General features: G+C 44.1%; 26 protein-coding genes. 17 read left to right on the forward strand and 9 right to left on the reverse strand.

The features are described from left to right. Positions 1-62 precede the first annotated feature (62 nt). The 4 genes from M1D98_RS06305 to M1D98_RS06320 all read left to right on the forward strand — a co-directional run bounded on the left by M1D98_RS06305 (position 63) and on the right by M1D98_RS06320 (position 3,760). A complete protein-coding gene (locus M1D98_RS06305) occupies positions 63-2,015 on the forward strand; it encodes a fructose-specific PTS transporter subunit EIIC (protein ID WP_121642345.1) in 1,953 nt (650 codons plus the stop codon). Between the two features lie 15 nt (positions 2,016-2,030). Further along, positions 2,031-2,978 (forward strand): mannose-6-phosphate isomerase, class I, encoded by a 948-nt coding sequence (gene manA, locus M1D98_RS06310; protein ID WP_121642346.1) that lies wholly within the window; start codon positions 2,031-2,033, stop codon positions 2,976-2,978. Between the two features lie 298 nt (positions 2,979-3,276). Further along, positions 3,277-3,558: a hypothetical protein gene (locus tag M1D98_RS06315; RefSeq protein ID WP_010329434.1), complete on the forward strand. Its 282-nt coding sequence runs from the start codon at positions 3,277-3,279 to the stop codon at positions 3,556-3,558. Further along, the gene (locus M1D98_RS06320) at positions 3,551-3,760 is read left to right on the forward strand and encodes a hypothetical protein (RefSeq protein ID WP_456280112.1); all 210 of its coding nucleotides are present in this window, start codon (positions 3,551-3,553) and stop codon (positions 3,758-3,760) included. The genes M1D98_RS06315 and M1D98_RS06320 overlap by 8 nt, the downstream gene beginning before the upstream one ends. A gap of 105 nt (positions 3,761-3,865) precedes the next feature. On the opposite strand, the gene M1D98_RS06325 is transcribed toward M1D98_RS06320, so the two are convergent. The 3 genes from M1D98_RS06325 to M1D98_RS06335 all read right to left on the reverse strand — a co-directional run bounded on the left by M1D98_RS06325 (position 3,866) and on the right by M1D98_RS06335 (position 6,325). Further along, positions 3,866-4,051 carry a DUF4177 domain-containing protein gene (locus M1D98_RS06325; protein ID WP_039073605.1) on the reverse strand — a complete coding sequence of 62 codons (186 nt, stop codon included), beginning with the start codon at positions 4,049-4,051 and terminating at the stop codon, positions 3,866-3,868. A gap of 898 nt (positions 4,052-4,949) precedes the next feature. Further along, positions 4,950-5,936, reverse strand: coding sequence for a heme o synthase (cyoE, locus tag M1D98_RS06330; RefSeq protein ID WP_456280113.1), 987 nt, complete (start codon positions 5,934-5,936; stop codon positions 4,950-4,952). 122 nt (positions 5,937-6,058) lie between these two features. After that, on the reverse strand, positions 6,059-6,325 hold the full coding sequence (locus M1D98_RS06335; protein WP_026014481.1) for a hypothetical protein: 267 nt from the start codon (positions 6,323-6,325) through the stop codon (positions 6,059-6,061). Positions 6,326-6,578: 253 nt separating this feature from the next. Here M1D98_RS06335 and M1D98_RS06340 point away from each other — a divergent pair, with 253 nt between their 5' ends. Further along, a complete protein-coding gene (locus M1D98_RS06340) occupies positions 6,579-7,979 on the forward strand; it encodes a polysaccharide deacetylase family protein (RefSeq protein ID WP_435576859.1) in 1,401 nt (466 codons plus the stop codon). Positions 7,980-8,028: 49 nt separating this feature from the next. Here the strand turns inward: M1D98_RS06340 and M1D98_RS06345 are convergent, their stop codons facing one another. Both M1D98_RS06345 and M1D98_RS06350 read right to left on the reverse strand, forming a co-directional pair. After that, positions 8,029-8,502: a YjfA family protein gene (locus M1D98_RS06345; protein WP_435576860.1), complete on the reverse strand. Its 474-nt coding sequence runs from the start codon at positions 8,500-8,502 to the stop codon at positions 8,029-8,031. A 127-nt stretch (positions 8,503-8,629) separates the two neighbouring features. Next, entirely contained in the window at positions 8,630-8,797 is a 168-nt protein-coding gene (locus M1D98_RS06350; RefSeq protein ID WP_435576861.1) for a YjfB family protein, read from the reverse strand. Positions 8,798-8,923: 126 nt separating this feature from the next. Here M1D98_RS06350 and M1D98_RS06355 point away from each other — a divergent pair, with 126 nt between their 5' ends. Further along, positions 8,924-9,823, forward strand: coding sequence for a DUF2268 domain-containing protein (locus M1D98_RS06355; RefSeq protein ID WP_456280114.1), 900 nt, complete (start codon positions 8,924-8,926; stop codon positions 9,821-9,823). 7 nt (positions 9,824-9,830) lie between these two features. Here M1D98_RS06355 and M1D98_RS06360 read toward each other — a convergent pair whose 3' ends face one another. Beyond that, on the reverse strand, positions 9,831-10,229 hold the full coding sequence (locus M1D98_RS06360; RefSeq protein ID WP_121642352.1) for a ribosomal maturation YjgA family protein: 399 nt from the start codon (positions 10,227-10,229) through the stop codon (positions 9,831-9,833). 98 nt (positions 10,230-10,327) lie between these two features. Continuing rightward, positions 10,328-10,891: a YjgB family protein gene (locus M1D98_RS06365; protein WP_121642353.1), complete on the reverse strand. Its 564-nt coding sequence runs from the start codon at positions 10,889-10,891 to the stop codon at positions 10,328-10,330. 147 nt (positions 10,892-11,038) lie between these two features. Here M1D98_RS06365 and fdhF point away from each other — a divergent pair, with 147 nt between their 5' ends. From fdhF to M1D98_RS06395, 6 genes are all read left to right on the forward strand, one after another. Then, complete coding sequence (gene fdhF / locus M1D98_RS06370) at positions 11,039-13,996, forward strand: formate dehydrogenase subunit alpha (RefSeq protein ID WP_268544603.1); 2,958 nt, start codon at positions 11,039-11,041, stop codon at positions 13,994-13,996. After that, complete coding sequence (locus M1D98_RS06375) at positions 13,989-14,549, forward strand: DUF1641 domain-containing protein (protein ID WP_435576862.1); 561 nt, start codon at positions 13,989-13,991, stop codon at positions 14,547-14,549. The genes fdhF and M1D98_RS06375 overlap by 8 nt, the downstream gene beginning before the upstream one ends. A 197-nt stretch (positions 14,550-14,746) precedes the next feature. Further along, positions 14,747-15,388: a DUF4352 domain-containing protein gene (locus M1D98_RS06380; RefSeq protein ID WP_268552230.1), complete on the forward strand. Its 642-nt coding sequence runs from the start codon at positions 14,747-14,749 to the stop codon at positions 15,386-15,388. A 78-nt stretch (positions 15,389-15,466) separates the two neighbouring features. Further along, complete coding sequence (locus tag M1D98_RS06385; RefSeq protein ID WP_121642356.1) at positions 15,467-16,093, forward strand: NUDIX hydrolase; 627 nt, start codon at positions 15,467-15,469, stop codon at positions 16,091-16,093. A gap of 530 nt (positions 16,094-16,623) precedes the next feature. Then, a complete protein-coding gene (locus M1D98_RS06390; RefSeq protein WP_456280115.1) occupies positions 16,624-17,814 on the forward strand; it encodes a cytochrome P450 in 1,191 nt (396 codons plus the stop codon). 22 nt (positions 17,815-17,836) lie between these two features. Further along, complete coding sequence (locus M1D98_RS06395; protein WP_121642357.1) at positions 17,837-19,015, forward strand: glycosyltransferase; 1,179 nt, start codon at positions 17,837-17,839, stop codon at positions 19,013-19,015. Between the two features lie 43 nt (positions 19,016-19,058). On the opposite strand, the gene M1D98_RS06400 is transcribed toward M1D98_RS06395, so the two are convergent. Beyond that, positions 19,059-19,244 (reverse strand): hypothetical protein, encoded by a 186-nt coding sequence (locus tag M1D98_RS06400; protein WP_010329452.1) that lies wholly within the window; start codon positions 19,242-19,244, stop codon positions 19,059-19,061. 172 nt (positions 19,245-19,416) lie between these two features. Between M1D98_RS06400 and M1D98_RS06405 the strand changes: the two genes are divergently transcribed. Then, the gene (locus M1D98_RS06405; RefSeq protein ID WP_010329453.1) at positions 19,417-20,229 is read left to right on the forward strand and encodes a uroporphyrinogen-III synthase; all 813 of its coding nucleotides are present in this window, start codon (positions 19,417-19,419) and stop codon (positions 20,227-20,229) included. Between the two features lie 155 nt (positions 20,230-20,384). Here M1D98_RS06405 and M1D98_RS06410 read toward each other — a convergent pair whose 3' ends face one another. Further along, positions 20,385-21,176: a DUF4931 domain-containing protein gene (locus M1D98_RS06410; RefSeq protein ID WP_010329454.1), complete on the reverse strand. Its 792-nt coding sequence runs from the start codon at positions 21,174-21,176 to the stop codon at positions 20,385-20,387. 366 nt (positions 21,177-21,542) lie between these two features. Here M1D98_RS06410 and M1D98_RS06415 point away from each other — a divergent pair, with 366 nt between their 5' ends. The 4 genes from M1D98_RS06415 to M1D98_RS06430 are packed head-to-tail and all read left to right on the forward strand — an operon-like array spanning position 21,543 to position 25,462. Then, positions 21,543-22,502 carry a DMT family transporter gene (locus M1D98_RS06415; protein WP_010329456.1) on the forward strand — a complete coding sequence of 320 codons (960 nt, stop codon included), beginning with the start codon at positions 21,543-21,545 and terminating at the stop codon, positions 22,500-22,502. A gap of 30 nt (positions 22,503-22,532) precedes the next feature. Then, a complete protein-coding gene (locus M1D98_RS06420) occupies positions 22,533-23,534 on the forward strand; it encodes a beta/alpha barrel domain-containing protein (protein ID WP_121642359.1) in 1,002 nt (333 codons plus the stop codon). Between the two features lie 8 nt (positions 23,535-23,542). Next, positions 23,543-24,346 (forward strand): alpha/beta fold hydrolase, encoded by an 804-nt coding sequence (locus M1D98_RS06425; RefSeq protein WP_456280116.1) that lies wholly within the window; start codon positions 23,543-23,545, stop codon positions 24,344-24,346. A gap of 6 nt (positions 24,347-24,352) precedes the next feature. Beyond that, positions 24,353-25,462, forward strand: coding sequence for an isocitrate/isopropylmalate dehydrogenase family protein (locus M1D98_RS06430; RefSeq protein WP_268522848.1), 1,110 nt, complete (start codon positions 24,353-24,355; stop codon positions 25,460-25,462). The last annotated feature ends 2 nt before the right edge of the window (positions 25,463-25,464 follow it).

A 25,464-nucleotide genomic window follows, 5' to 3' on the forward strand; every position in this document is an offset into this window, starting at 1 on the left:
GCCTGATTTCAGTATACAGTTGAGACAAGATCTTATGATTCATAGTGTAAAGGAGGATGTATATGAAACTGTTGGCGATAACCTCTTGTCCGAACGGAATTGCCCATACGTATATGGCAGCGGAAAATCTGCAAAAAGCTGCCGACAGATTAGGCGTTTCCATCAAAGTCGAGACCCAGGGCGGAATCGGAGTGGAAAATGAGCTAACCGCGGAGGACATTCGGGAAGCGGACGCGATCATTATTGCGGCAGACCGCTCGGTAAACAAAGACCGGTTTATAGGCAAAAAATTGCTGTCTGTCGGGGTTCAGGACGGCATTCGCAAACCGGAAGAATTGATTCAAAAAGCACTTAGCGGGAATATCTCGGTCTACCATCCCGCTTCAAACCCGGTATCAACCAATCAACAGGAGAAGAAACAAAATCCGATTTACCGACATTTGATGAACGGTGTTTCGTTTATGGTTCCTTTCATTGTAGTCGGCGGTTTATTGATAGCGGTTGCATTAACGCTTGGGGGTGAAAAAACGCCAAAAGGCTTAGTCGTTCCGGATGATTCTTTCTGGAAAACGATTGAACAGATCGGCAGTGCTTCATTTTTGTTCATGATTCCGATATTAGCCGGGTATATCGCCTATAGTATCGCTGATAAACCGGGGCTTGTGCCTGGGATGATCGGCGGATATATTGCAGCGACTGGAAGTTTTTATGACAGCGCAAGCGGCGCCGGTTTCCTCGGCGGTATCATTGCCGGATTTTTGGCCGGGTATGCTGCCCTCAGGATCAAAAAATTAAAAGTTCCAAAAGCAATCCAGCCGATTATGCCGATTATTATTATCCCGGTGTTTGCATCACTGATTGTAGGTTTGGCGTTTGTGTGTTTGATCGGCGCACCTGTAGCCCAAATTTTCGAATCTTTAACGGTATGGCTGGCAGGTATGAAAGGGTCGAGCTCCATCCTGCTGGCATTGATTTTAGGTGCGATGATCTCATTTGATATGGGCGGTCCCGTAAACAAAGTGGCATTTCTGTTTGGATCGGCCATGATCGGAGAAGGAAACTATGAAATTATGGGACCGATTGCCGTCGCCATTTGTATACCGCCGATCGGCCTCGGCATTGCAACGTTCTTAGGAAAAAGAAAGTTCGAGGCATCTCAAAGAGAAATGGGGAAAGCGGCATTTACGATGGGACTCTTCGGTATCACTGAGGGAGCCATTCCATTTGCGGCGCAGGATCCTCTTCGGGTCATTCCCAGTATTATGGCGGGTTCTATGACGGGTTCTGTGATTGCGATGATTGGAAATGTCGGAGACAGAGTGGCGCATGGCGGACCTATCGTCGCAGTGCTTGGCGCAGTTGATCATGTTTTGATGTTTTTTATTGCTGTGATTGCGGGATCTCTTGTCACTGCTCTGTTCATCAATGTATTAAAAAAGGATATTACGGTGGCGCCCCCTGTGCTCAGCGAAACTACACCGCCAAGTGAAGCTGCTGCGGCGAAAGAAATACCGCAGCCGACTCAAGCCGAAAGCCAAAAAGCCGGGATGACGGAAATCAAAAAACTGACAGACATCATCAGCCCAGAGCTGATTGACCCACATTTATCCGGGGAGACCAGGGACGACATTATTGATGAAATGATTCAACAGCTGTCACAGAGAGGTATGCTGCTGTCCGAGAGCGGGTTTAAACAAGCCATTTTGAAGCGTGAACAACAAGGGACAACGGCGATTGGCATGAATATCGCAATTCCGCACGGAAAATCTGAGTCGGTCAGGGAGCCGAGTGTTGCCTTTGGGATCAAACGATCAGGCGTTGGCTGGAACAGCCTCGATGGATCAGATGCGAAATTAATCTTTATGATAGCTGTCCCGGAAGATAGCAGAGGGAACCAGCATTTGAAAATATTGCAGATGTTATCCCGGAAACTAATGGATGACAGTTATAGGAAGCGGCTGCTCTCCGTGCAAACAAAAGAAGAGGCATACAAGCTGCTCGATGAAATCGTGTAATGCGGGGGGATTTTCATGACGACTGAACCGTTATTTTTCAAGCCTGTTTTCAAAGAGAGGATTTGGGGCGGCGCCGCTTTAGCTGATTTCGGTTATCACATTCCGTCAGAACGAACAGGGGAATGCTGGGCTTTTGCTGCTCATAAAAATGGGCAAAGTGTTGTTCAAAACGGGATGTATAAAGGGTTCACACTCTGCGAATTATGGGAGCACCACAGATATTTATTCGGACAGCTTGAAGGGGACTGTTTCCCTCTGCTTACAAAAATATTAGATGCGGACCAAGATTTATCCGTTCAGGTGCATCCGAACGATGAGTTCGCCAAAATACATGAAAACGGAGAGCTCGGAAAAACCGAATGCTGGTACATCATTGATTGCGAAAAAGACGCAGAGATCATTTACGGCCACAATGCAAAAACAAAGGAAGAACTGATCTCGATGATTGAACTTGGAGAATGGGACGAGCTTTTGCGCCGCGTAAAGGTAAAGCCGGGGGATTTCTTCTATGTGCCAAGCGGTACCGTTCATGCGATTGGAAAAGGCATTCTCGTTTTAGAAACACAGCAGAATTCTGATACAACCTACAGATTATATGATTACGAGCGGAAAAATGCAGAAGGCAATATGCGCGAGCTTCATCTGGAGAAGAGCTTAGAAGTGATAGAGGTTCCATCCATTCCAGATCGTCACACTATTCAATATGAACAAACAGATGATTTGCTTACAACCACGTTTGTTGAATGTGCTTACTTTACAGTGGAAAAATGGCGTTTAACAGGAGCTGCGACATTAAAACAGCAAAAACCGTTCCTTCTGGTCAGTGTGATTGAAGGAGAAGGCCGTATGATCTCCGGTGTGAATATCAATACCTTCAAAAAAGGAGATCATATGCTGCTGCCGTACGGTTTTGGAGTATTTAAACTGGAGGGGCGGGCAGAGTGTATCGTCTCTCATCTATGAAACGATCTAGATAACAAGTGCATCAATTCACGCTTGGCTTGACGGTCGCAGAATGGAAAACCCTTCTTAAATGGAAGGGTTTTTTTGATGGTATGAAAGGATGTGATCAGCTTCCTTCATTTAAACCACACTCAAGCAATGCAAAATCACCAAATAAAAGAGCTGTTATTTATCGTATTGCTTCATCTTCGAGCCATTTCTTTTCAGTTATCAAGTTAGAACAGATAAGAATGCAACGAATGAAAGAAAGCATGCTGGACAAACTGATAGGGATGAAAATGAAGAAAGGAGGATGAAAATGAAAAAATGGCTGCAAATGATAGGAGCGTTGTTCCTATCCAGTTTTGTATTAATGGGCTGTAATAATAATCAAGATGAAAATAATGACAACAATGCCCCAGATGTTGAAGAGAACGATCAAGATCATAACGGAAACAACCAAGATACGGACAATAACAACGTGCCAGGTGTCGATGAGGATGATACCATCAATCAAGATGATGAAAACGATAATGAAGCTGATCCAGAAGATCCAGTTGAGGATGCTGAAGATACCGATAAAGATAAGAAAGATGAATAAGGAAACGGAATTAATCATTGTTGAACCCGCTCTCAGTATAGAGGGAGGGTTTTCCCTCTATTTATGGGAGCCTGCTTTTGTTTTAATTGCTCACCAATTGGCATGCAAAGGTTCCCAGCCTATATTGATGCAGCGCTTGATTTTATCATTGGTCAGTGCAGGGAAAATCGGTATGGACCTAAAAATAGTGCAGCAAGAATAAGCCAAAGCATGTGAGCAATCATTTGCTGAACTTGTATACATGGTACGCAACGAGATTGGGATATAAAGGGCAAATGAAAAAGCTTAGACCCATAGACTAAGCTTTTTACGCATCTCTTTCAAATATCATTTCAAAATAAGCAGCCGCTCCATACCCGTTGATACTGGGCGCAAAAATCTGAATGAATTTCCAGCCTTCTTTGGCATAGTCATGGATGATTTGCTGGTAGTCTTCTTTAGGCCTTCTTCTCATGGTACTCAATTCAACTCTTACGAATTCATACTCCTTCATCGTTTGAAACCTCCTTGTGAAGATATACGTTAGATTGGCAAAGAAGTTTCGAAGTCTTTAAGAAAGTGTTTATTCAAATGGAAATATAAATCCATTCAAGAGGGAGAAGCCTCACAAGTTTTTCATCTAGATAGGTTTCCTTTTTACTTCTCTTTATGTTCATGTACTAAATATAGCAACATGTCTATTCTTTTGTTTGTTTTTGGCTTATAATACCTGATGATGGAAAAAAGAGTTCGAGTTTATGAGTGGAGAGTGATATGTATTTGTTAGCAATTTTATTTTTGTGGTTTAGCGCACACCCGATACTAGGCTGGGGGACGTACTGTCTTTTCGTTTATGGATTTATTTTTTCTTGTATTGGTTTTAAGAAAAAGGTACACGTCCCGATCCACGTATTAAGGATGCTATATATTTTTTTCATGCCGTTACTACATTTTCTAATGTTCTTATTTTCATTAGGAGAGAGTACAGCATCAGCCGGTTCGAGCTTTCCGCCGCTTAGTTTATCGCAAAAGATTTATTTTTTTTCAGAAGCGTTTTTCATTTGTTTGCCTGAACTTAGCAAATGGCTGGCTGAAAAAACAAGGACTTCATACAATCAAAACATGCAGTGATGCAGGCATGTTTTTTCTCCGAATGGAGTTTGCATGATCAATGTAAGAAAGCGATGGTATTTCATGAACAAAGAAACCTTAAAATATATACTCATGATTTTTTCAATATGTGCAACTCTTCATGAAACCGATGGTATGCGTATTGCTGATAGCTGGATTTTGAGTGAGATCGTCCGGTTCTTGATTTGCATGGCTGTGTTTTTTTGCGTGGCATTTCTATTAGAGGCTGTGTTTCCAAACAAAAAAGAGTCACATTAACGTGTGGCTCTTTTGCATGATGATCACCTAATCAATAACATGACTAATGAATCTGCCATCATGATGAAAAACAGCAAGCAAAAATAAACGAGCGAGTAGACAAACATATCCTTTGCCCACTTCACGTCATCGTCCGTTTTGAATCCCTGGATGCTTTTTTTGATCCATATGCATCCGAGAATCAGGGCTGCTAAGAAATAAAATGAGCTGATATGGCCGGCGGGAAGAGAGAAAGGAAATAATAGTGTGACCGGCACCAAAACTGCAATATATTGAAGCATTTTTATTTTTGTTACATGATTTCCTTTTACAACAGGCAAGAGCGGAACGCCCGCTGCCCGATATTCTTCTTTGCGTCTGATTCCAATCGCCCAAAAATGCGGCGGCTGCCACAGAAACATGATTGCGTACAACAGCACTGCAGTCATACTGATGTCACCGGTTACCGCACAATACCCCATCAATGGCGGCGCAGCTCCGGGAAAGCTCCCGACAAATGTACTCCACACAGAAGTTCGTTTCACCCATACGGTATAGATAATTGCATAAAAAATAAAAGCGGCCAGTCCGAGAAGGGCGGTTAATGGATTGAGGGAGTAGAGCATCGCAAGACCGGTGATTCCTAAAACAGAACCATACGTGACGATCATGGCTGGCGGCATTTTCCCTGTGACCGACGCTCTGCTGCGGGTGCGCGCCATTTTTGCGTCCATATGCCGGTCAAAATAATTGTTATAGACAGTGCCGGAAGCCATAACAAATGCAGTTCCGAGCATTGCTGTCACCATTGTCATCAAAAAAGCCATTCCTGTAAATGGTTTTTCTGCGCTTGCAAACGCGATCCAGAATCCGCCGAAGGCAGCGATCGAGTTTGATATGATAATCCCGGGTTTTGCAAGTTTGATAAAATCGTAAACTGTTACCCGATTTGAAGGTTTTATGTATTTGGCTTCAGAAATGGCTGCAGAATCACTTGTATTCTCCAAAAAGACACCTCCCCAAAACTGCATGCTTTTGTAATCGTAACAAGACGGCTATAGAATCACAATTATTTCCTAGATTTGTCATAATATTGTCGTTTTTAAAACAAAAAAATGGGGAGCTGGACTGCCCCCATTTTGATTAATGGCGCTTAGTATCCGTATCCTCCGCCATATCCTCCGCCATATCCGCCGCCGAAGCCGCCTCCGAAGCCGCCGCCGAAACCGCCGCCATAACCGGACCATGGATAGTAAGGCGGTCGTGGGCGCGGGTAATAGTAAGGCGGCCGCGGATAGAACGGTCTTGGGTAATAATAAGGCGGATAAAAAGGCGGTCGTGGGCGCGGATAATAATAAGGCTGTCTTTCATCATAAGGTGTCATTTGTTCAAATGGCTGTTCATTCAAAGGGTATTCCAAGAGGAAAACCTCCCTAGCTTTTTTTATTCCTTTTACCATATTCTCGATGTTTGAGTTGGGTGTATGTACATTCTTAAAATCGTTTTTTTTATGATGAATTCTCTGAAGAAAAGGATTGACAAGAACTTCTAAATCTCATAACATTACAAATATGAAATAAATATTACTTTAATGTTACAAAAATATTTCTAAATAGATACAGTTTTAACTAATGAAACATAAATCGAAATGGTCATGAAGGAAGGAATTTGGGGTGTTGGCAAAAAGAATCAAATGGTTTCATATCTTATTAACAGTTGTATGTGTGGCAGGCCTCATTGGCTTTTTCCATAATTCACTGAAAAAAGAAACAGTCATGACGAAAGTAAAGGCTGATTCTCAATATGGGAATGTGGAGATCGCTACGCTTGTGAATGACGGTAAAACGTTCAATTACGCGGTCAATTATCCTGTTTTTAAAAATGCAAAAATAGATGGGGTATTAAAGAGTTTCGCAGAGAAAGAGGTTCGCCAATTTCAAAAGGAAACGAAAGACGTCGATCAGGAACATACAAAAAAACGCAACGAATTAAACGTTGATTATAAAATTGCCCATTATGCCAAGCAGACAGTAGCGATTGTATTTCATGAATATCAATATATCGCCGGTGCACATGGACAAACCATTACAAAAACGTTTAACTATGATTTTAGTAAGCAAGCTTTTCTTTCAATTGATGATATTTTCAAAGAGGACGCCGACTATTTACATGAGCTTTCGTTCATTGCGTATCATGAGTTGAAAAAAGATAAGGACATTCGTGCGGATGATGCCCTATTAAAGGAAGGAACGGCACCGAAAAAAGAAAATTTCAGCCGCTTTGCCATCAAGCAAGATTATATCGAATTTTATTTCGATACGTATCAGGTCGCGGCAGGCTATCTTGGAGAGCGATCGATTGCGATTAAGAAAAGCCTTTTAAAAGACATTGTGAAAGAGCAATATATTGATAAAGAAAAAAACAAAAATAAAATAAAAGAGCAAAAGCCGAAGCATGAAGTGATTTCATTGCCAAAAGAGGAAGCGATTGATCCCCATCAAAAAGTCATCGCTCTTACTTTCGATGACGGCCCGAATCCTGCGACAACAAATCAGATTTTGGACTCCTTGAAGAAACATAAGGGGCATGCCACGTTTTTTGTTCTTGGGAGCAGGGTGCAATATTATCCGGAAACACTGAAAAGGATGCTGAAAGAAGGGAATGAGGTGGGGAACCATTCATGGAGCCATCCGCTTCTCACAAGGCTTTCAGTGAAAGAAGCGTTAAAGCAGATTAACGACACGCAGGATGTGATTGAAAAAGTAAGCGGATACCGCCCAACGCTTGTAAGGCCTCCATACGGCGGCATTAATGATGAGCTGCGGAGCCAATTGAAAATGGATGTCGCATTATGGGATGTTGATCCGGAAGACTGGAAAGAACGCAATAAAAAAACGATCGTTGACCGGGTCATGAGTCAGGCGGGAGATGGAAGAACCATCTTGATTCACGACATTTACCGCACCTCTGCTGATGCGGCCGATGAAATCATCAAAAAACTCACCGATCAAGGCTATCAATTGGTGACAGTCTCCCAGCTTGAAGAAGTTAAAAAACAAAGAGAAGCGAATTAATACGAAAAGGCTGCGCGGATGTTTTCCGTTTGGGCAGCCTTTTTTCTTTTTAGTAAGAGCCTGTGGTGGCCCAAACATTCAGATTCGGCCCTGAATACTTGCCGAAAGCGTAAGAAGTCCTTGGGTCTAAATCATAAACCATCGGTGTATAACAAGATTTTTGGCCGGCCACCGCTTTTCCGTTGCCGCCTGCAGAATCACAGTTGTATCTCTTTTTGTCCGTGTTCCGTGTAATCTCAGCATTTGCTTCAAAGCCTGTTGCCAATGTGTTGTTCATCGTGATTTTTGCCCAAGCCGTTTTACATGTACTGCTGAATTTAAGCTCGACCACTCCGATGACTTGATTGTTGGCATTCACTAAGTTTGAAGATTTTTTTGTAGTGCCGCTGGACGCGCAATCATTGTAATAAGGGCTTTTTCCATCGTAGGCATGGGTTTCCGCATTGGCGGGCGTTTCTTTAAAGGCAAACATAAATACAACTGCGAATAACACCAATGAAGCCTTTGTAAACCGTTTTTTCATGTCCTTTATGACCTCCCTATATGGCAAACAATACATCATACGGGGGAAAAGTCAAAATATGCATGCTTTTTTGTGAACAATAAAGGCGGCCGGGAGGATGGAGCTCCCGGCCGCCTTTGGTATGAGGTTAAGCTTTTACATCAATGGTTTGTCCGAGCGTCGGATGCTGAATCATCTTTAAGGTTTGATCGGCATTTTGCTGGGCGGTATCCAGCATTTTTTTCGTTAAGGCAACCTCAACATTTTGGGCAAGTGATGCTTGATGCATCGCAACTGATAAAGCGGGAATATCCATCGTTCCACCTCCTATGCCTTACCTATCGGCGGCTTTGGATGATTTTACAGTGCAAAAGGGCTTAATTTTGCATGTTGACCCTTACGCTGCGGCATACCGTATGTTTTTAACAAGGGGGAAATCCGGATGAAATTTGTAATGGAAAAAACCTTTGAGCAATATGAAAAGTTGTTTTCAATGGAAGAACAGAAAAGAGTTGATGAGTTTCGGTATACGATGATGAAGCCATTTGAAAAGATGTGGAGCGCCATCCATGTTCCGCTAAGAGCGAAGGAGCAGAACGGCTATGATGTCCTCATGGCTGTGAAAATGCTTGGTTATTTGGATGTCCGTGATGCTGAAGCCAGGCAGAAAGCACTGCAAATACTGAAAGAATCATGTGCTGAAGAGACAGCTGAATCTGCGCTGCGGCAATGTATCCATTTTGCTGAGCGTGAACAGCTGCGGGTGAATGCAGACAAGATCAAATTCGGCCTTTATATCGCTGATCCCACTAAACTTCAGCTGCAAAAAGGCTATTGCGGATTTGGCGGGATACCGGGCTTTATTCATGTATGGCTGAATCCGGACAGCTATAACCTGCCGAGGATTCCTTCCATTATTGCTCATGAGTTTCATCATAATCTGCGGTTTTCGTATGTTGATTTTCATCATGGCTCTGTGAGTGTCGGGGATTATCTTGTGATTGAGGGGTTGGCTGAGTCATTTGCCAGAGAACTGTTTGGCGATGAGCAGTTGGGTCCTTGGGTAACACGTTTTGATCAAGAAGATCTGCGGCATTCCATTGATGTCATCAATGAGGTGCTAGATGTGAAAGGCTTTTCGGAGGTGAGCCGTTATATGTTTGGTGATCCAATCGCGAAAGTCCAAGGCTATGAGCCCGCGGGATTATCAGCCTTTGCCGGTTATGCGGTTGGGTATCATGCCGTTCAGTCATTTATGGCTCAACATCAAGTTACGATAAGCGAGGCAACGCTCTTGGATGCGGAGACCATTCTTTCCCATTGCGGCCTGTTTGGCAACTGAAAAAGCGTCACATGTTGCGGCGCTTTTTGAGTCCCAAAACGATCAATTCTATGGCGGTACAGAGTGCAATTCCGATCGTATACGCCTCGATATCGCTCCATAAAAAACCGTATCCCAGTACAAGGCCGCCAAGAGAAGTGTCTCTGATCTGGTCGATCCAATCTGCGTGATACAGCTGGCTGATTTCAATGAAAAAACAGAAAGAAAGGCTGATAATGCCCGTCATTATTGTATTCATTTTCTGAAATAAAAACCCGCATCCCGTAAAGATCATGGCGGCCCACAGCGAGTCCCCCAGATAAGGATTGACAGCATCCGGCAGAACACTGGAGAATGTTCTGGATCCCAGCCCTATCGTCATGATGATGATGGTAAGAGCTGCATATACCCATCGTTTTCGCTTCATTGAAAATTGATACCCCGTCTCTGCTCAACTCCCATGATTGTAAGGAATATTCCTCTGCTTGTCCAATCAAAAAGCGGCTGACGAGCCGCATCAAGTATTTATTTTGCTTTAAGGTTTACATGGTCAGCGGCCTGGTCCGTGCCCATTACAAAATGGAGTTCATATTGGCCTGTATCATATACATAATCGATCTCGTCGGTGAATGGGACGGTTAATACTCGATTTGCGCGGCCTAATTCATTTCGCAGCACTTCCGGGGTAACCCCGCCTACATTCTGCTGCCGCTCCACGCCGGTTCCAAAGTAGCGGATTTCTGAAATGGTCATGTCTTGATGGTAGGAAAACCCGTAGCCCGGCTGCCCCATATTCCAGCGATATAATTCAAATCGATTGTCTCCGGCAATCGGCCTTTCCGGTTCCCCTAATGCGGCATGGACGTCGCCTTTCGTGCTTTTGTTAATGACAAGGCCTTGCGCCTGCTTAGGCATTTCCCCTTTATAGGCGGTGTTATAGAGATCTTTGACAAGCTCGTCGGCAGATTGATTCGTGTCTTCGGAGAGCGTGGCTGCTTGAGTTTGATTTGGAAAGGGTGCTGCGCCAAGGCCGGATAGAGTGCCTGACAGTGCGGCTGCCGCTGTTAGAACAGACATTGTTTTTTTCATGTGATCCCTCCTTTTTTATCTATCATCCCGTTTCCCGGTGTGATTGGGATAAAACCTTTTAGTGCGCTTTGGATGTTTTATTGATCACTTGTAAGGGAACAGAAATGGGTAATTCGGTATATACACAAGCAAGAAAGGGGAATGGAGATGGCTGAACAGAAAAAAATCACAATAAACGGCGTTGAAATGGAAGCGTCCGAAGGCCAGACAGTGCTTCAGCTTTTGAACAACAGTTCAATTGAAGTGCCGCAAGTTTGCTATCATCCCAGCTTAGGGCCGATTGAAACATGTGATACGTGCATCGTCAGCATCAATGGTGAGCTAAAGAGGTCGTGCTCCGCTGAAGTAAAGGATGGAGACGTCATTGATACGCTTTCGCCTGATGTGAAAAAAGCGCAGGTCATTGGGATGGACAAGATTTTATATAATCATGAGCTTTATTGTACAGTTTGCGATTACAACAACGGGGGATGTGAAATACATAATACGGTGAAAGAAATGAAAGTCAATCACCAAAGCATCCCGTTCGATCAGAAGCCTTACCCTAAGGATGAATCAAATCCGTTTTACCGGTACGATCCGGATCAGTGTATTTTGTGCGGCCGCTGTGTTGAAGCGTGCCAGGACGTTCAGGTGACTGAAACACTGACCATTGACTGGGAGCGGAAACGCCCGCGCGTCATTTGGGATAATGATGTGCCGATCAATGAGTCGTCGTGCGTGTCATGCGGCCACTGTTCAACGGTTTGTCCATGTAATGCGATGATGGAAAAAGGAATGGAAGGGGAAGCTGGATATTTAACAGGAATCAATGACGAAACACTGCGTCCGATGATCGAGATCACAAAAGGCGTAGAAACAGGTTACGGCTCGATTCTTGCCATTTCTGATATGGAATCCGCCATGCGTGATGAACGAATCAAGAAAACGAAAACCGTCTGCACATACTGCGGGGTCGGCTGCAGCTTTGATGTTTGGACAAAGGGCAGAGACATTCTAAAAGTCGAGCCGCAGGAGGAAGCGCCGGCGAACGGCATTTCTACCTGTGTGAAAGGAAAGTTTGGCTGGGATTTCGTAAACAGCGAGGAGCGCCTGACAAAGCCGCTGATCCGCGAAGGCGACCATTTCCGTGAAGCGGAATGGGAGGAAGCGTTAACCCTGATCGCCAGCAAGTTCTCCGATTTGAAAGACTCGTTTGGCCCTGATTCACTGGCCTTTATTACATCCTCTAAATGCACAAACGAGGAATCCTACCTTATGCAAAAGCTGGCCAGAGGAATCATCGGCACAAATAATGTGGACAACTGCTCGCGCTATTGCCAATCTCCCGCAACGGCCGGTCTGTTCCGGACAGTTGGCTATGGCGGTGACTCAGGGTCGATTACAGATATCGAGCAAGCGGATCTTGTATTGATTATCGGCTCAAACACGTCAGAGTCCCATCCGGTCTTGTCCACGCGCATTAAACGGGCTCATAAGCTGAAAGGGCAAAAAGTGATCGTAGCGGATATCAGAAAGCACGAAATGGCAGAGCGCTCTGATTTATTTGTTCAGCCGCGTGCAGGTTCAGATATCGTCTGGCTGAATGCCATTGCCAAATATTTAATTGAAAACGGCAAGGCTGATGAACGATTTTTAAGAGAAAAAGTGAACGGACGGGATGAATATGTGAAAAGCCTCACGCCGTACACACTTGAATATGCCGAGGAGAAAACCGGAATAGATCGAGAAACGCTCATCCAAATGGCCGAGATGATTGGCCAAGCAGATAGTGTATGCGCATTGTGGGCAATGGGCGTGACACAGCATATTGGCGGAAGCGACACGAGCACGGCGATCTCAAATCTGCTGCTTGTGACAGGAAACTACGGAAAACCGGGCACAGGCTCTTATCCGTTGCGCGGCCATAACAACGTGCAGGGGGCGAGTGACTTCGGAAGTATGCCTAACAAACTGCCTGGCTATGAAAATGTAACGGATGAACAAGTCCGCCAAAAATACGAGCGGGCATGGGGTGTGCCGATGCCGAAGGAGCCGGGCATGACCAATCACGAAATGATTGAAAAAATCCATTCAGGCCAGCTGAAAGCGATGTATGTAAAAGGGGAAGAAATGGGTCTTGTCGATTCCAACATCAATCATGTGCACGCCGCATATGAAAAGCTTGATTTTTTTGTGGTGCAGGACATTTTCCTATCACGAACAGCCGAGTTTGCCGATGTTGTTCTTCCTGCGAGCCCAAGCCTCGAAAAAGAGGGAACCTTTACCAATACAGAACGCCGTATTCAGCGGCTGTATCAGGTGTTTGAACCGTTGGGCGAATCAAAGCCTGATTGGCAAATTATTATGGAAGTAGCCAATAAGCTTGGAGCTGGCTGGCGCTATGAACACCCTAGTGACATTATGGAGGAAGCAGCGATGCTGTCGCCGATTTATGCCGGCGTTACCTATGAACGTCTTGAAGGCTACAATTCTCTGCAATGGCCTGTAAGCGCTGATGGAAAGGATTCGCCTTTACTCTTTACAGAGCGGTTTCCTTTTCCGGACGGCAAAGCCATTCTTTATCCTGTTCAGTGGACGGAGCCTGATGAATTCGGTGAGGAATATGATATCCACGTCAACAATGGGCGGCTCTTAGAACATTTCCACGAAGGAAACTTAACCTACAAATCAAAAGGGATTTCGGAGAAAACACCGGAAGTATTCTTAGAAATTTCTCCTGAGCTAGCGGCAGAACGGGGAATTGAGGACGGAACACTCGTCAGACTCACATCGCCTTTCGGAAATGTCAAAGTGAAATGTCTGATCACTGATCGTGTCAAAGGGAAGGAAGTATATCTGCCAATGAACGATTCAGGGGAAGCAGCGATCAACCTGTTAACTAGCAGCCATGCAGATAAGGATACCGATACGCCGGCATACAAAGAAACATCAGCCAAAATGGAAATTTTGAAGCGCGACGGAACCAACCCGCTCCCTAAAATCAATCACCGCAATGGCAACCCGCAGCCGCAAATCGGTGTGCAAGTGCAAAAGAAATGGGCGCGGAAGGATTATATTTTCCCTGGCGACGCAGTGAAAAGGGGGATTGGGCGTAATGGCTAAAGCAATTAAACAAATCCAGAAAATCCAAGTAACCGAAGAGGATCAGCGTAAGCATGATATGAAAGAAATTGAAGATGCATTAGTTGAAAATAAGGAAGCCATTCTAGAAACGCTGCAAATGCTCGGCCACATGAACGAGCGCGGCGCCCTGCCATTGCTCCGCGGCCTTTTTGGCCAAGGGGATAAAGTCCTCGATATTCTAGTGAAAAAGGCAGATACAGAGGAAACGGCCAATACGCTGAAAAATCTGCTTCTTCTGTTTGGAACGCTCGGCATGCTGGATGTGAAACAGCTGGAGCCCCTCATTTTGAAAGTGAATGCGGGTGTGGCAAACGCGGTGGAACAGAAGGACAGCGAAGAGAAAACAGGTTATTTCGATATCATCCGTTCGCTCAAAGACCCGGAAATCAACAAATCCATTACACTGCTTTTCTCGTTTTTAAAAGGAATGGGACAGGATACAAAGGAGATGGAACGCACGACTCAGCCTCCGGAGCATCAAAAACAACAACAGGAACCTCGAGAGAAAAGGGACATGAATAAGCGAGATTGACCACCTGCCCGAGCCGGCTGCTGCCAGCTCGGGTTTTTTGATAAAAAGGACTAATGAACTAGTGAAAAATGTTCAAACACCAGAAAAGAGTCAGTTGGTAATGGATAAAATAGATAAAATCATTACTTTCTTACCTGTCAGGAAAAGGTAAAATCTGATTATAATAGAAATCGATTACTTTAGATGGGGGAACAGTCGTGAAAAAAGTCTTACTACTATTATTTGCCCTGACGATCGGGCTTGCGCTTTCCGCGTGCAGCCAATCGAGCGACGCGTCAGAAAAAGAAAAACCGAAAGAGAAAAAATCGGAAGAAGAGCTTGAAAAAGAAATTGATAAGGAATTGAAAAAACAAGGTGAGCCGAAGATTAAACAAGATGATCAAATACATAAAATAGGAGAAACATTTAAAGCAGGACATACGAATTTTACAGTGAATAAAGTTGATAGCGTGCAAAAAGGTGAATATACGGAAATTGGAGGAGCTGTAGACTCTAAGTCAAAAACATTAAAAGAAGATGAGGAACGGCTCATTATAGAAGTTACGATAGAAAACATAGGGAAAGACTCGATAAGCTACAATTTCATGGGGTTAGACTTAAAAGATAAGAATGATCAATCAGTCCGGCCAGTTTATTCTATTGAAGAGCAGGGCAGAATACTTTTGGAAGGAACACTAATATCAGGGAAAAAGGTTACAGGTGTACTCAGTTATGTCATCCCTAAAGGAGAACAAAAACATTGCACACTGGTATATAATCCGTTTTTAGCTGATATCACAAGCAGTAATTTTGAAGAGAGAGTGAAGGACAATATGGATTATTTGGTGAAGTTAGATTAGAAATAGATTGACAGTTGCACGTTTTCATCAGTGGGAAACGTGCTTTTTTTTATAGTGGCAAATCATGTGAAAGGATGAGTGATAAAAGTGCAAACCAAATGGCTGGATCGGGCGATGCGGATTCGGGCGATCGCACAGGCGGGACTCGCTTTTTCCAAGGATGTGTATGACAGGGAAAGGTACGAAGAGCTGATGAAGCTCAGCGCAGAGATGATGGCGGATTACTCACAAACGGAAATTGAGGTGATCACTGATTTATGGAAGGGTGAGAAAGGCTATCCGACTCCGAAAGCGGATGTTCGCGGCGCAGTATTCCGAGACAATCAGATTTTGCTTGTCCGGGAGAAGCATGATGAGCTGTGGTCACTGCCGGGTGGGTTTTGTGAGATTGGGTTATCGCCGGTTGAAAACGTGATCAAGGAAATCAAAGAAGAGTCGGGGTATGACACAGAACCGTCTCGATTGCTGGCCGTGCTAGACAGCCATAAGCACACTCATCCGCCTCAGCCGTATCACTATTATAAGATATTCATTGAATGCAGCATAACAGGGGGACATGGTGAAACAGGAATTGAGACGAACCATGCCGCTTTTTTTCCGGAAGACAGGCTCCCGCCGCTTTCTCCAAAACGAAACACAGCCTCGCAGCTCAGCATGCTGTTTGATTTTTTGCGCCATCCGGACAAGAGAACGATATGTGACTAAGCAAAGAAAGAGCCTTCCGGGTTCTTTCTTTTTTTATAGCGTAATATGTTTTTCGATGCGAGTTTTACGGCTGGTTTTTTGTTTTCACTTTTCCTTCTAATCAGCTGCCGACATCTTGTTTTTTAAAAAGGGTCTAGAGTTGCCACATTGTCCTCTCTTCACCTTTTTAGTTCATCATAGATTCAGCTAGTTCGCGTAATGGAAAAGTCATTTTTGAGAGTTAGTGCTATTGTCTGAAAATAGGGGGATTTTCTTATTGGAACGTGTGCAATTGAATGCATATTGAATTTGCATGCTTATGTCTAAGGTCACGTTGTGAGCCAAAGGAGGGGTGCAGAATAGAAAAAAATTGAGAGATTATGGTAAGATGAACGAAATTCGAGAGGGAATATATGATGCCTGCATTGGACATCGTGATCGCCTGCCTGCTGTTATCAATCTGTCTATACTTGATTGTCCCTCTCTTTCTCGAAAGCGGGAGGTGAAGACGAACGTTATTTGCTGAATTCTTTCAAGGGGAGTGACAATACATGAATGTGCTGAACCAGCGGCAAGCCTTGCAGCGAGCACTGCTCAATGGAAAAAACAAACAGGATGCTTATCATCCGTTTCCATGGTACGAATCGATGAGAAAGGATGCGCCTGTTTCCTATGATGAAGAAAACCAAGTGTGGAGCGTTTTTCTATATGATGATGTCAAAAAAGTCATTGGCGATAAAGAGCTGTTTTCCAGTTATATGCCGCAGCAGTCAAGCGCTATTGGAAATTCCATCATTAACATGGACCCGCCAAGGCATACGCAAATCCGTTCTGTAGTGAATAAAGCCTTCACGCCGCGTGTGATGAAGCAATGGGAACCGAGAATTCAGGAGATCACAGATGAACTGATTGAAACGTTTCAGGGGCGAAGCGAGTTTGATCTTGTGCGCGATTTTTCATATCCGCTTCCGGTCATCGTGATATCTGAGCTGCTCGGGGTGTCTTCTGAGCATATGGATCGGTTTAAAACATGGTCTGATCTTCTGGTCAGCACGCCGAAGGATAAAAGTGAAGAAGCTGAAAAAGCCTTTATGGAAGAACGAAACAAGTGCGAGGAAGAACTGGCCGCGTTCTTTGCCGACATCATAGAAGAAAAGCGAAACAAACCGGCACAGGATATCATTTCAATTTTAGTGAAAGCGGAAGAAACAGGCGAGAAGCTGTCAGGAGAAGAGTTGATTCCGTTTTGCACGCTGCTATTGGTGGCCGGGAATGAAACCACAACAAACCTGATTTCAAATGCAATGTACAGCATATTGGAAACGCCGGATGTTTATGAGGAACTGCGGAGCCATCCTGAACTCATGCCTCAGGCAGTGGAGGAAGCCCTGCGTTTCAGGGCGCCAGCACCGGTTTTGAGGCGCATTGCCAAGCGAGATACAGAGATCGGGGGACACCACATGAAAGAAGGTGATATGGTTCTGGCTTTTGTGGCGTCAGCAAATCGTGATGAAGCGAAGTTTGACAGGCCACACCTGTTTGATATTCACCGCCATCCCAATCCGCATATCGCGTTTGGGCACGGCATCCATTTTTGTCTTGGGGCGCCCCTTGCCCGTCTTGAAGCGAATATCGCGTTAACGTCTTTGATTTCTGCTTTTCCTCATATGGAATGCGTCAGTATCACACCGATTGAAAACAGCGTGATATACGGATTAAAGAGCTTCCGTGTGAAAATTTAATAGAGAAGGAGAATGGAGATTCATGAAAAAGCACCATATTTCGATGATCAATATCCCGGCGTACGGGCATGTCAATCCTACGCTTGCATTAGTAGAGAAGCTTTGTGAGAGAGGGCATCGTGTCACCTATGCCACGACGGAGGAGTTCGCGCCTGCTGTACAGCAAGCCGGCGGAGAAGCATTGATCTATCGTACATCCTTGAATATTGACCCTAAACAAATCAGGGAGATGATGGAAAAGAATGACGCGCCGCTCATTCTCTTAAAAGAATCACTGAGCATCCTGCCGCAGCTTGAGGAGTTATATCAAGATGATCAGCCTGATCTGATCATCTATGATTTTGTCGCGCTGGCTGGAAAATTGTTTGCTGACAAGCTTCATGTGCCCGCCGTCAAGCTTTGTTCATCCTATGCCCAAAATGAATCCTTTCAGCTCGGAAGCGAAGACATGCTGAAAATGATAAAAGAGGCCGAGGCTGAATTTAAAGCCTACTTGGAGCAAGAGCAATTGCCGGTTGTTTCATTTGAACAATTAGCTGTGCCGGAACCATTAAATATTGTGTTTATGCCGAAGTCTTTTCAAATCCAGCATGAGACGTTCGATGACCGTTTCTGTTTTGTCGGCCCTTCCCTTGGAAAACGGACGGAACAAGAAAGCCTGTTGATTGAAAAGGGTGATCGCCCGCTTATGCTGATTTCATTGGGAACGGCGTTTAACGCATGGCCGGAATTTTACAAGATGTGCATCGAGGCATTTCGGGATTCTTCGTGGCAAGTGATCATGTCGGTCGGGAAAACGATTGATCCTGAAAGCTTGGATGATATCCCTGCTCACTTTACCATTCGCCAAAGCGTGCCGCAGCTTGAGGTGTTGGCGAAAGCCGATTTGTTTATTTCTCATGGCGGGATGAACAGTACGATGGAAGCGATGAATGCCGGTGTGCCGCTTGTTGTTATTCCGCAAATGTATGAGCAGGAGCTCACCGCAAAGCGTGTCGATGATTTAGGCCTCGGCGTTTATTTGCCGAAAGAGGAAGTAACGGTTTCTAAGCTTCAGGAAGCGGTTCAGGCTGTATCCGGTGATCCAGGGGTGTTAAACCGCGTCAAGAACATGCAAAAGGATGTAAAAGAGGCGGGCGGAGCGGAGCGTGCGGCAGCTGAGATTGAAGCGTTTATGAAAAAATCCGCGGTTACACAATAAATCACAAAAACCGAAATCAAACATTCGATTTCGGTTTTTTTGTTTAAATGTTCTTTTTCATTCCGCATCTCCGGCATTCTCTTAGAAATTTTCCGCCTTTAACAGAGCTTTTGAACAGTGTGTAATCACAGTTATCGCAGCGCCCGCTGCGGACGTCCGGGTATTCATTGAATTCGTAAACGATCGTTGTATCGAAGCCTTTAGTTTCATATTCTTCTTTTGTGTCCATGGCGAACCTCCGTTAGAAAACATGTCTGCTGTTTATATTACAGCAAGCTGCCGGCGTATTCAATGGATTTTAGGGGCTTAGGTTGATCTTGATTTCTCCCTTGGTTTGCGCCACAATAGCTTTATTAAGCTCGTGTACATAAAAACATATGCATAGAGGAGAGGAAGCGGGTATGGGAAAAGGATTACATGGAAAACGCGTGGCGATCGGGGGCTCCCGAAAAACGGAAGAGATCAGCACAATCATTGAAAAACAGGGCGGAACACCTGTCATCCGTCCTCTCCAAGGAACGGTTTACTTAGCAGAGAAGCAGGTGGAGCCGGATTTGCGGACGTTTGTGGAGGAGAAAGCTGACTGGGTCATTTTCACGACAGGCATCGGCACGGAGACGCTTGTCGATATGGCAGAGAAAATCGGTCTGAAAGATGAGTTTCTGCAGGCCATTCGCCAAGCGAAAGCGGCATGCCGGGGATACAAAACGCTGTCTGTGCTGAAAAAGCTTGGGATCACACCCCAAGCTTCTGATGAAGACGGGACAACAAGAGGCTTAATCCGTTCTCTGGAGCCCCACGATTTTTCTGGAAAAACAGTCATGGTGCAGCTTCATGGAGAAAATGCGCCGGCCCTCATGGCATTTCTTGAAGAAAAGGGCGCGTCTGTCCTGCCGATTCTGCCTTATCAGCATATCCCGCCTGAGAAGGAAACAGTGGATAAGTTATGCCGGGAGCTGATGAATGGTGAGATCGACGCCGTTTGTTTTACAACGGCCATTCAGGTTCGTTCCCTGTTTGACTTTGCCAGGGAGCGCGGCTATATCAATGAAGTGAAGGCTGTATTCGAAGAGCGCGCTATCGCTGCGGCTGTCGGCAAAGTGACCGCGGAAGCGCTGAGGGAAGAAGGCATGACAAGATTGCTCGCTCCGGAGATTGAACGGATGGGCGCGATGATTATTGAGCTGTCTAAGTATTATGAAGAAAAAGAATAACCAGTACAAAAGCCGCTTTTCCGAAAGGAAGCGGCTTTTTGTATGCCGGCAAAAGACTGAAGCTTGCATCTGAAAGTGAAAACGGCTCCTGAAGCCTCCCCGCATTTATACCCATCAGCTGTTTTTATACTGTCAAACTTCGAAGCATTATGTTTTCATAGCACATTGTTTTCTTTTCGTGAGGCATTCAATTTTGTCTGCAATTCTTCTTTTATTTCATGCAAACGCTGATCTACCGAGACCTGCGGGATTTTATAGCCAACGAAGAAAGGGGAAACAACGAATCGCGGCACGATTTTGCAGATGATCTTTTGATTTGTATGATAGAAAAATAAATTATAGCTTGTGCATTTATAGCTGAAATCTTGGGTCAAATAGGTAACAGCTGTTTGAATATAATCAGCCATCAGGTCAGTATTCTCCAGCGAGTCACTAATGATCACATTCATTTCCGTAAAACCCATAATCGGATCGCTCGACAGATTGAATTCAGCTTTATTAGGATGTTCTGCAACCTTGATCCCCAGAAAATTCTCATATGAAAGTGATTCCATATAATCCGCATGTTTCAATCCGACAATCTGCATATGGGCGTGTTTTATACTGCCGCCAGAAAGCGGGCCGTGGTTTTTATACAATATGACGCTTTTGTATTGAGGATCTTTCTCCATATGTATTAATTTCTCTAAACCAAACTGTATCAGTTTTCTCATTTTTTGAATGCTGTAAGTCGTTATATCTTCGTCACACTGGCCTGTCTCAACAATCAGCGTCTGGTACGTATCCTGGATGGTAGGGTATTTATTTTCGAGCCAAATCATATCCCCTTCTGTTTCTAAAATGCCGGTGAGGTTATCTCGGTCACAAAAAGGACAGGCGTTTTGTTTATTGACAATGGTTTCAGGTTTTTGGGCACCGATATAGCTGGAAAAATATAATTTTTGCATTTGATAAAACGACCTTTCAAAATTTTCTAAATTCCTTATGTCACTTTTACATTCTATATGGGTTACATTCTGCTTTCAATATTTTCTTTATTTTTGTTTACATTCACCAAAAAAATAAAAGAATTTATTTTTTGTGAAAAATAATAATGCGGAATGTTCACGTTTCCAAAAAGCGTAAAATCCCGACATGACGCAGGTTTAATACTGTTTATTCGTGAGCCGAAACTTATAAATTCAAAATTTATAAAAATAAAAATGTTTTGAAAATAATAGTTTACAAATATTACCCATCTGTGTATATTAGGAAATATCTTACGGAAAGGAGAAAATTGGGAGTATTTCACCACAAAAGGAGCGAGTGAGAACATGACAACATCGCATTTTAAAAAAGGCGTGCTTTTTTGCCTGATTGCAGGTATTTGTTTTGGAGCGCAGTGGCCTGTCGCCGGAAGAGCTCTGAAACATATTGATCCATTCTTTTTTACATTGATACGTTATTTGATTGTGGCAGTGGTGCTATCTGTCATTCTGTTTTTTACAGAGGGGGCCAAAAGTTTTAAAACAGAAGGGAAACTGGTTCCAATCTGGTTTTATGGGAGTATGGCATTCTGCGCTTATAATTTTCTTGTATTTTTAGGGCAAAAGATGGCGGGCGATAACGGGGCTATTTTAGGCTCTATTTTAATGGCGCTGATCCCAATGGTGTCATTGCTTGTTTTATGGGTGTACAAAAAGAACAGGCCGGCGAATGTTACATTGCTTTTGGTTGCGGTGTCCTTCATCGGTGTGCTGCTGGTCGTGACAAAGGGAGATATTGCTTTCTTCGCAGACAGTAATAAGCAGGCAGTTCCTATTATTCTCATGTCAATCAGCGTGTTAGCCTGGGTTCTTTATACGATTGGAGGCAGCAGCTTTCCGGAATGGTCATCCTTGCGTTACACGGCTTTGAGCTGTATTTTCGGAAATATTACGTCTATTGTTGTTATTTTAATATTCGTACTATTAGGAAAAGTGGAAGTGCCTTCTGTCGATCAAGTCATGGACATCAAGTGGGAAATGATTTACATGAGTATTTTTGCAGGTGTAATCGGCGTATTTGCATGGAATATCGGCAATAAGATATTGACACCAATCAATGGTTCTTTGTTTATGAACTTGGTTCCGATTGTCTCGTTTATCATTTCCATCATCGCAGGGTATAGAATGTCGCCTGTTGAAGCGGGCGGGGCTTTCTTAACGATCGGTGCGATTGTATTAAATAATATTTTTCAAAGACGTCAGTCTGTCATGCCTGCGGTAAAGACAAGCAAAAAAGAAGCGGTATAGCATCAAATCCAATCAAAAAGGGGTTTTAAGATGAGTATAAAATTAATGGATGTCACGTTAAGAGAATCAGTTCATGTTGAAGGGGCGAAGATCAATTTAGATGCCGCCCGCCAAGTCGTCAGCGGACTTTCAAAAGCGAATGTTGATTTTATCGAAATTGGTTATGTGTCTTCACACGAAGGAATGAATCTTCAAAGCTGCTGTCCGATTGAATACATAGAAGAAATGGCTTCCGCGATAGGGTCGGGGTCAAGCTCACAATTGGTGCTCATGCTGCACCCGGCACAATATCAAGAAGAATTCCTTGAACGGATGAAGCACCCATCTGTCGGTATGGTTCGTTTATGCATTCCTCTTGCGAAAACGAATGCCAGTCTTCCGGTCATCAAAGAATTGAAAGCACACGGCATTCATGTCAGCGCAAACTTAATTAGAGCAAGTCACGCCAATATCCAAGACATCATTGTATTTACAGAAAAAGTAATAGAGGCGGGAGCCGATTACATTTACTTGGCTGATTCCAACGGAGCCATGATGCCGCCTGCTGTTTCATCGTTATTTACCAAGCTGAAAGAACATTCATCTGTAGAACTCGGTTTTCATCCTCATGACAATTTAGGCCTTGCATCGGCAAATGCAATTGATGCGATCCAATGCGGTGTCCAGTTCATTGACGGAAGTTTATACGGTTTTGGAAAAGGGCCTGGTAACCTGTGCATCGAGACATTTGCAGCGATACTCAACCGCTTAGACCTCAGCAAAAAATATGACATTTGTGAATTAATCCAGCTATCAAGACAAGCCTACACCCTATTCATTAACGATACGTCAGAGAATTCCTTCTATGACAAAGAAGAAGGGATTTTGTCGGGACTGCATAATTTGAATTTAGATGTATTAGACAAGCTCGATAGAATGGCGCAATCAAGCGGCCTTAAATTATTGGATTTACTCGTTATTTTAGAAAAACAGACGTTGGTTCATCGTGCGGAGTTTGCGCTGCGAAGCACCGAGCTGAGTCAAGTAGGATGAGTATGATGATGAACAAAGAAAACGCAAAACGCAGCTGGAAGCTGGAGTTAGGAACCGGAGACAGAGTGATTTTGGTTTTGCCGAGAATGGACGCAGACGCATTAAGCCGGGAAGAATGGCTGGTATCACTTGCACCGTACCTGAACGACTATACATTTCTGATTTTAGATGTCCCGGAAAAACTGATACAGGAACATAAGGGACAAGATACATTTACCGTTCCTGAATTGGCTCAGTGGGCACATGATTATGTCGAAAAGAACAACATTACCCCTTATATGATTTGGGGCTTTTCTCTTGGCGGGATGATGGCTCAGTATTTAAGCACGTTCAATGAATACGCAGACACTCCTGTTTTGTTGGTATCCACCATGCTTTGCCCAAATAAAAAATTAAAGGCCGTCTTTTCCACATGGTATATGCTTTGCGACAAATTTGGCATCAAAGGGCTTCAAGCGGGTCTAGTGCCGTGGGTCGTCAAAGAAAGCGAGCTGCCGTTATTCCAGTTGGAGACGACAGACCGAGAAGATGAGGCGATCGCCGTTGCCAAAATGAAAGCCGGTGTCCAAGCCATTATCAACCATAACGGAAAAGCATATCATGAACAGATGAAGTCGCCGATTCAAATCATTTTCGGAGAAGAATCAATATTATTAGGACAAGAGGAATCTGAATATTTTGAAATATACCTGCCGCAGGCGAACATCGATTTTATCCAAAACAGCGGTATGCGCATGTTTGGTGAAAAACCAGAAGAAGTCAAACAAGTAATTGAAAAATTTATTGATTCACATTTTGGAGCAGAGGTGTAAAAACATATGGCAAAATTAACAGCAGCAGTTTTACCAGGTGACGGAATTGGTCCTGAAGTGATCGAATGCAGTTTGCCGGTATTTGATCGATTAGGTGTCGATATTGATCTGAAGTTTGGTGATATCGGATGGGAGTTTTGGAAAAAAGAAGGGGATCCGGTTCCGCAAAGAACGTGGGATTTAATTGATAAATGTGATGTGACATTATTAGGCGCGATTACCAGCAAACCTCATGCTCAGGGCCTAAAAGAATTAGATCCGTCATTGCAAGGTCAAGACCTGAAGTATGTTTCACCTGTCATTCAGCTGAGACAAAAATTACAATTGTTCGCCAATGTGCGTCCGGCTTACAGCTTAGACCATCAGCATTCAAAAAAGTTTAGAATGACCGTCATTCGCGAAAACACAGAGGGACTTTATGCGGGACTCGACTTTTCACCGATTCCCAAAGATTTGTATGATTTTATTCAGGCAAACAAGAACGGACTAAATAATTGGCAGCTTGACGGAGAAGAGGATGGCGGCGCCGCGATTCGCCTGATTACGAAAAATGGTGTAAGGCGATTGTTGAAGTTTGCCTTTGAATGGGCGAAAAAATACAACTACCAACGAGTGACGTGGTCAGATAAGCCAAATGTGATGAGGCAGTCCGGTCAGTTTGCATTAACCATTTTAGAAGAAGTGGCGAAGGATTATCCAGAAGTGGATTGGGAGGTCCAAAACGTTGATGCGACAGCGATGTGGATGGTAAAAGATCCGGGACATTTCGGCGTCATTGTCAGTGAAAATCAATTCGGTGACATCCTCTCTGATCTCGGGGCGGGCATTATGGGCGGATTAGGCCTTGCGCCGAGTTCTAACTTCGGCTACGAGAATGCATATTTTGAACCGGTACACGGCTCAGCGCCAAAACATGCCGGAAAAATGAAAGTGAATCCGATGGCGCAATTTTTGACCATTTCCCTTTTGCTTGAGCATTGCGGTTTTATGGAAGAAAGCATGCGGATCAAAAACGCTGTCAACAAAGTATTAAAAGAAGGAAAAACGCTTACGTACGATTTAGGCGGGATCGCAAGCACAAAAGAAACGGCAAATGCCATCATTGAAAATTGCTAGGG

The organism is Bacillus sp. K7 (assembly GCF_053903245.1).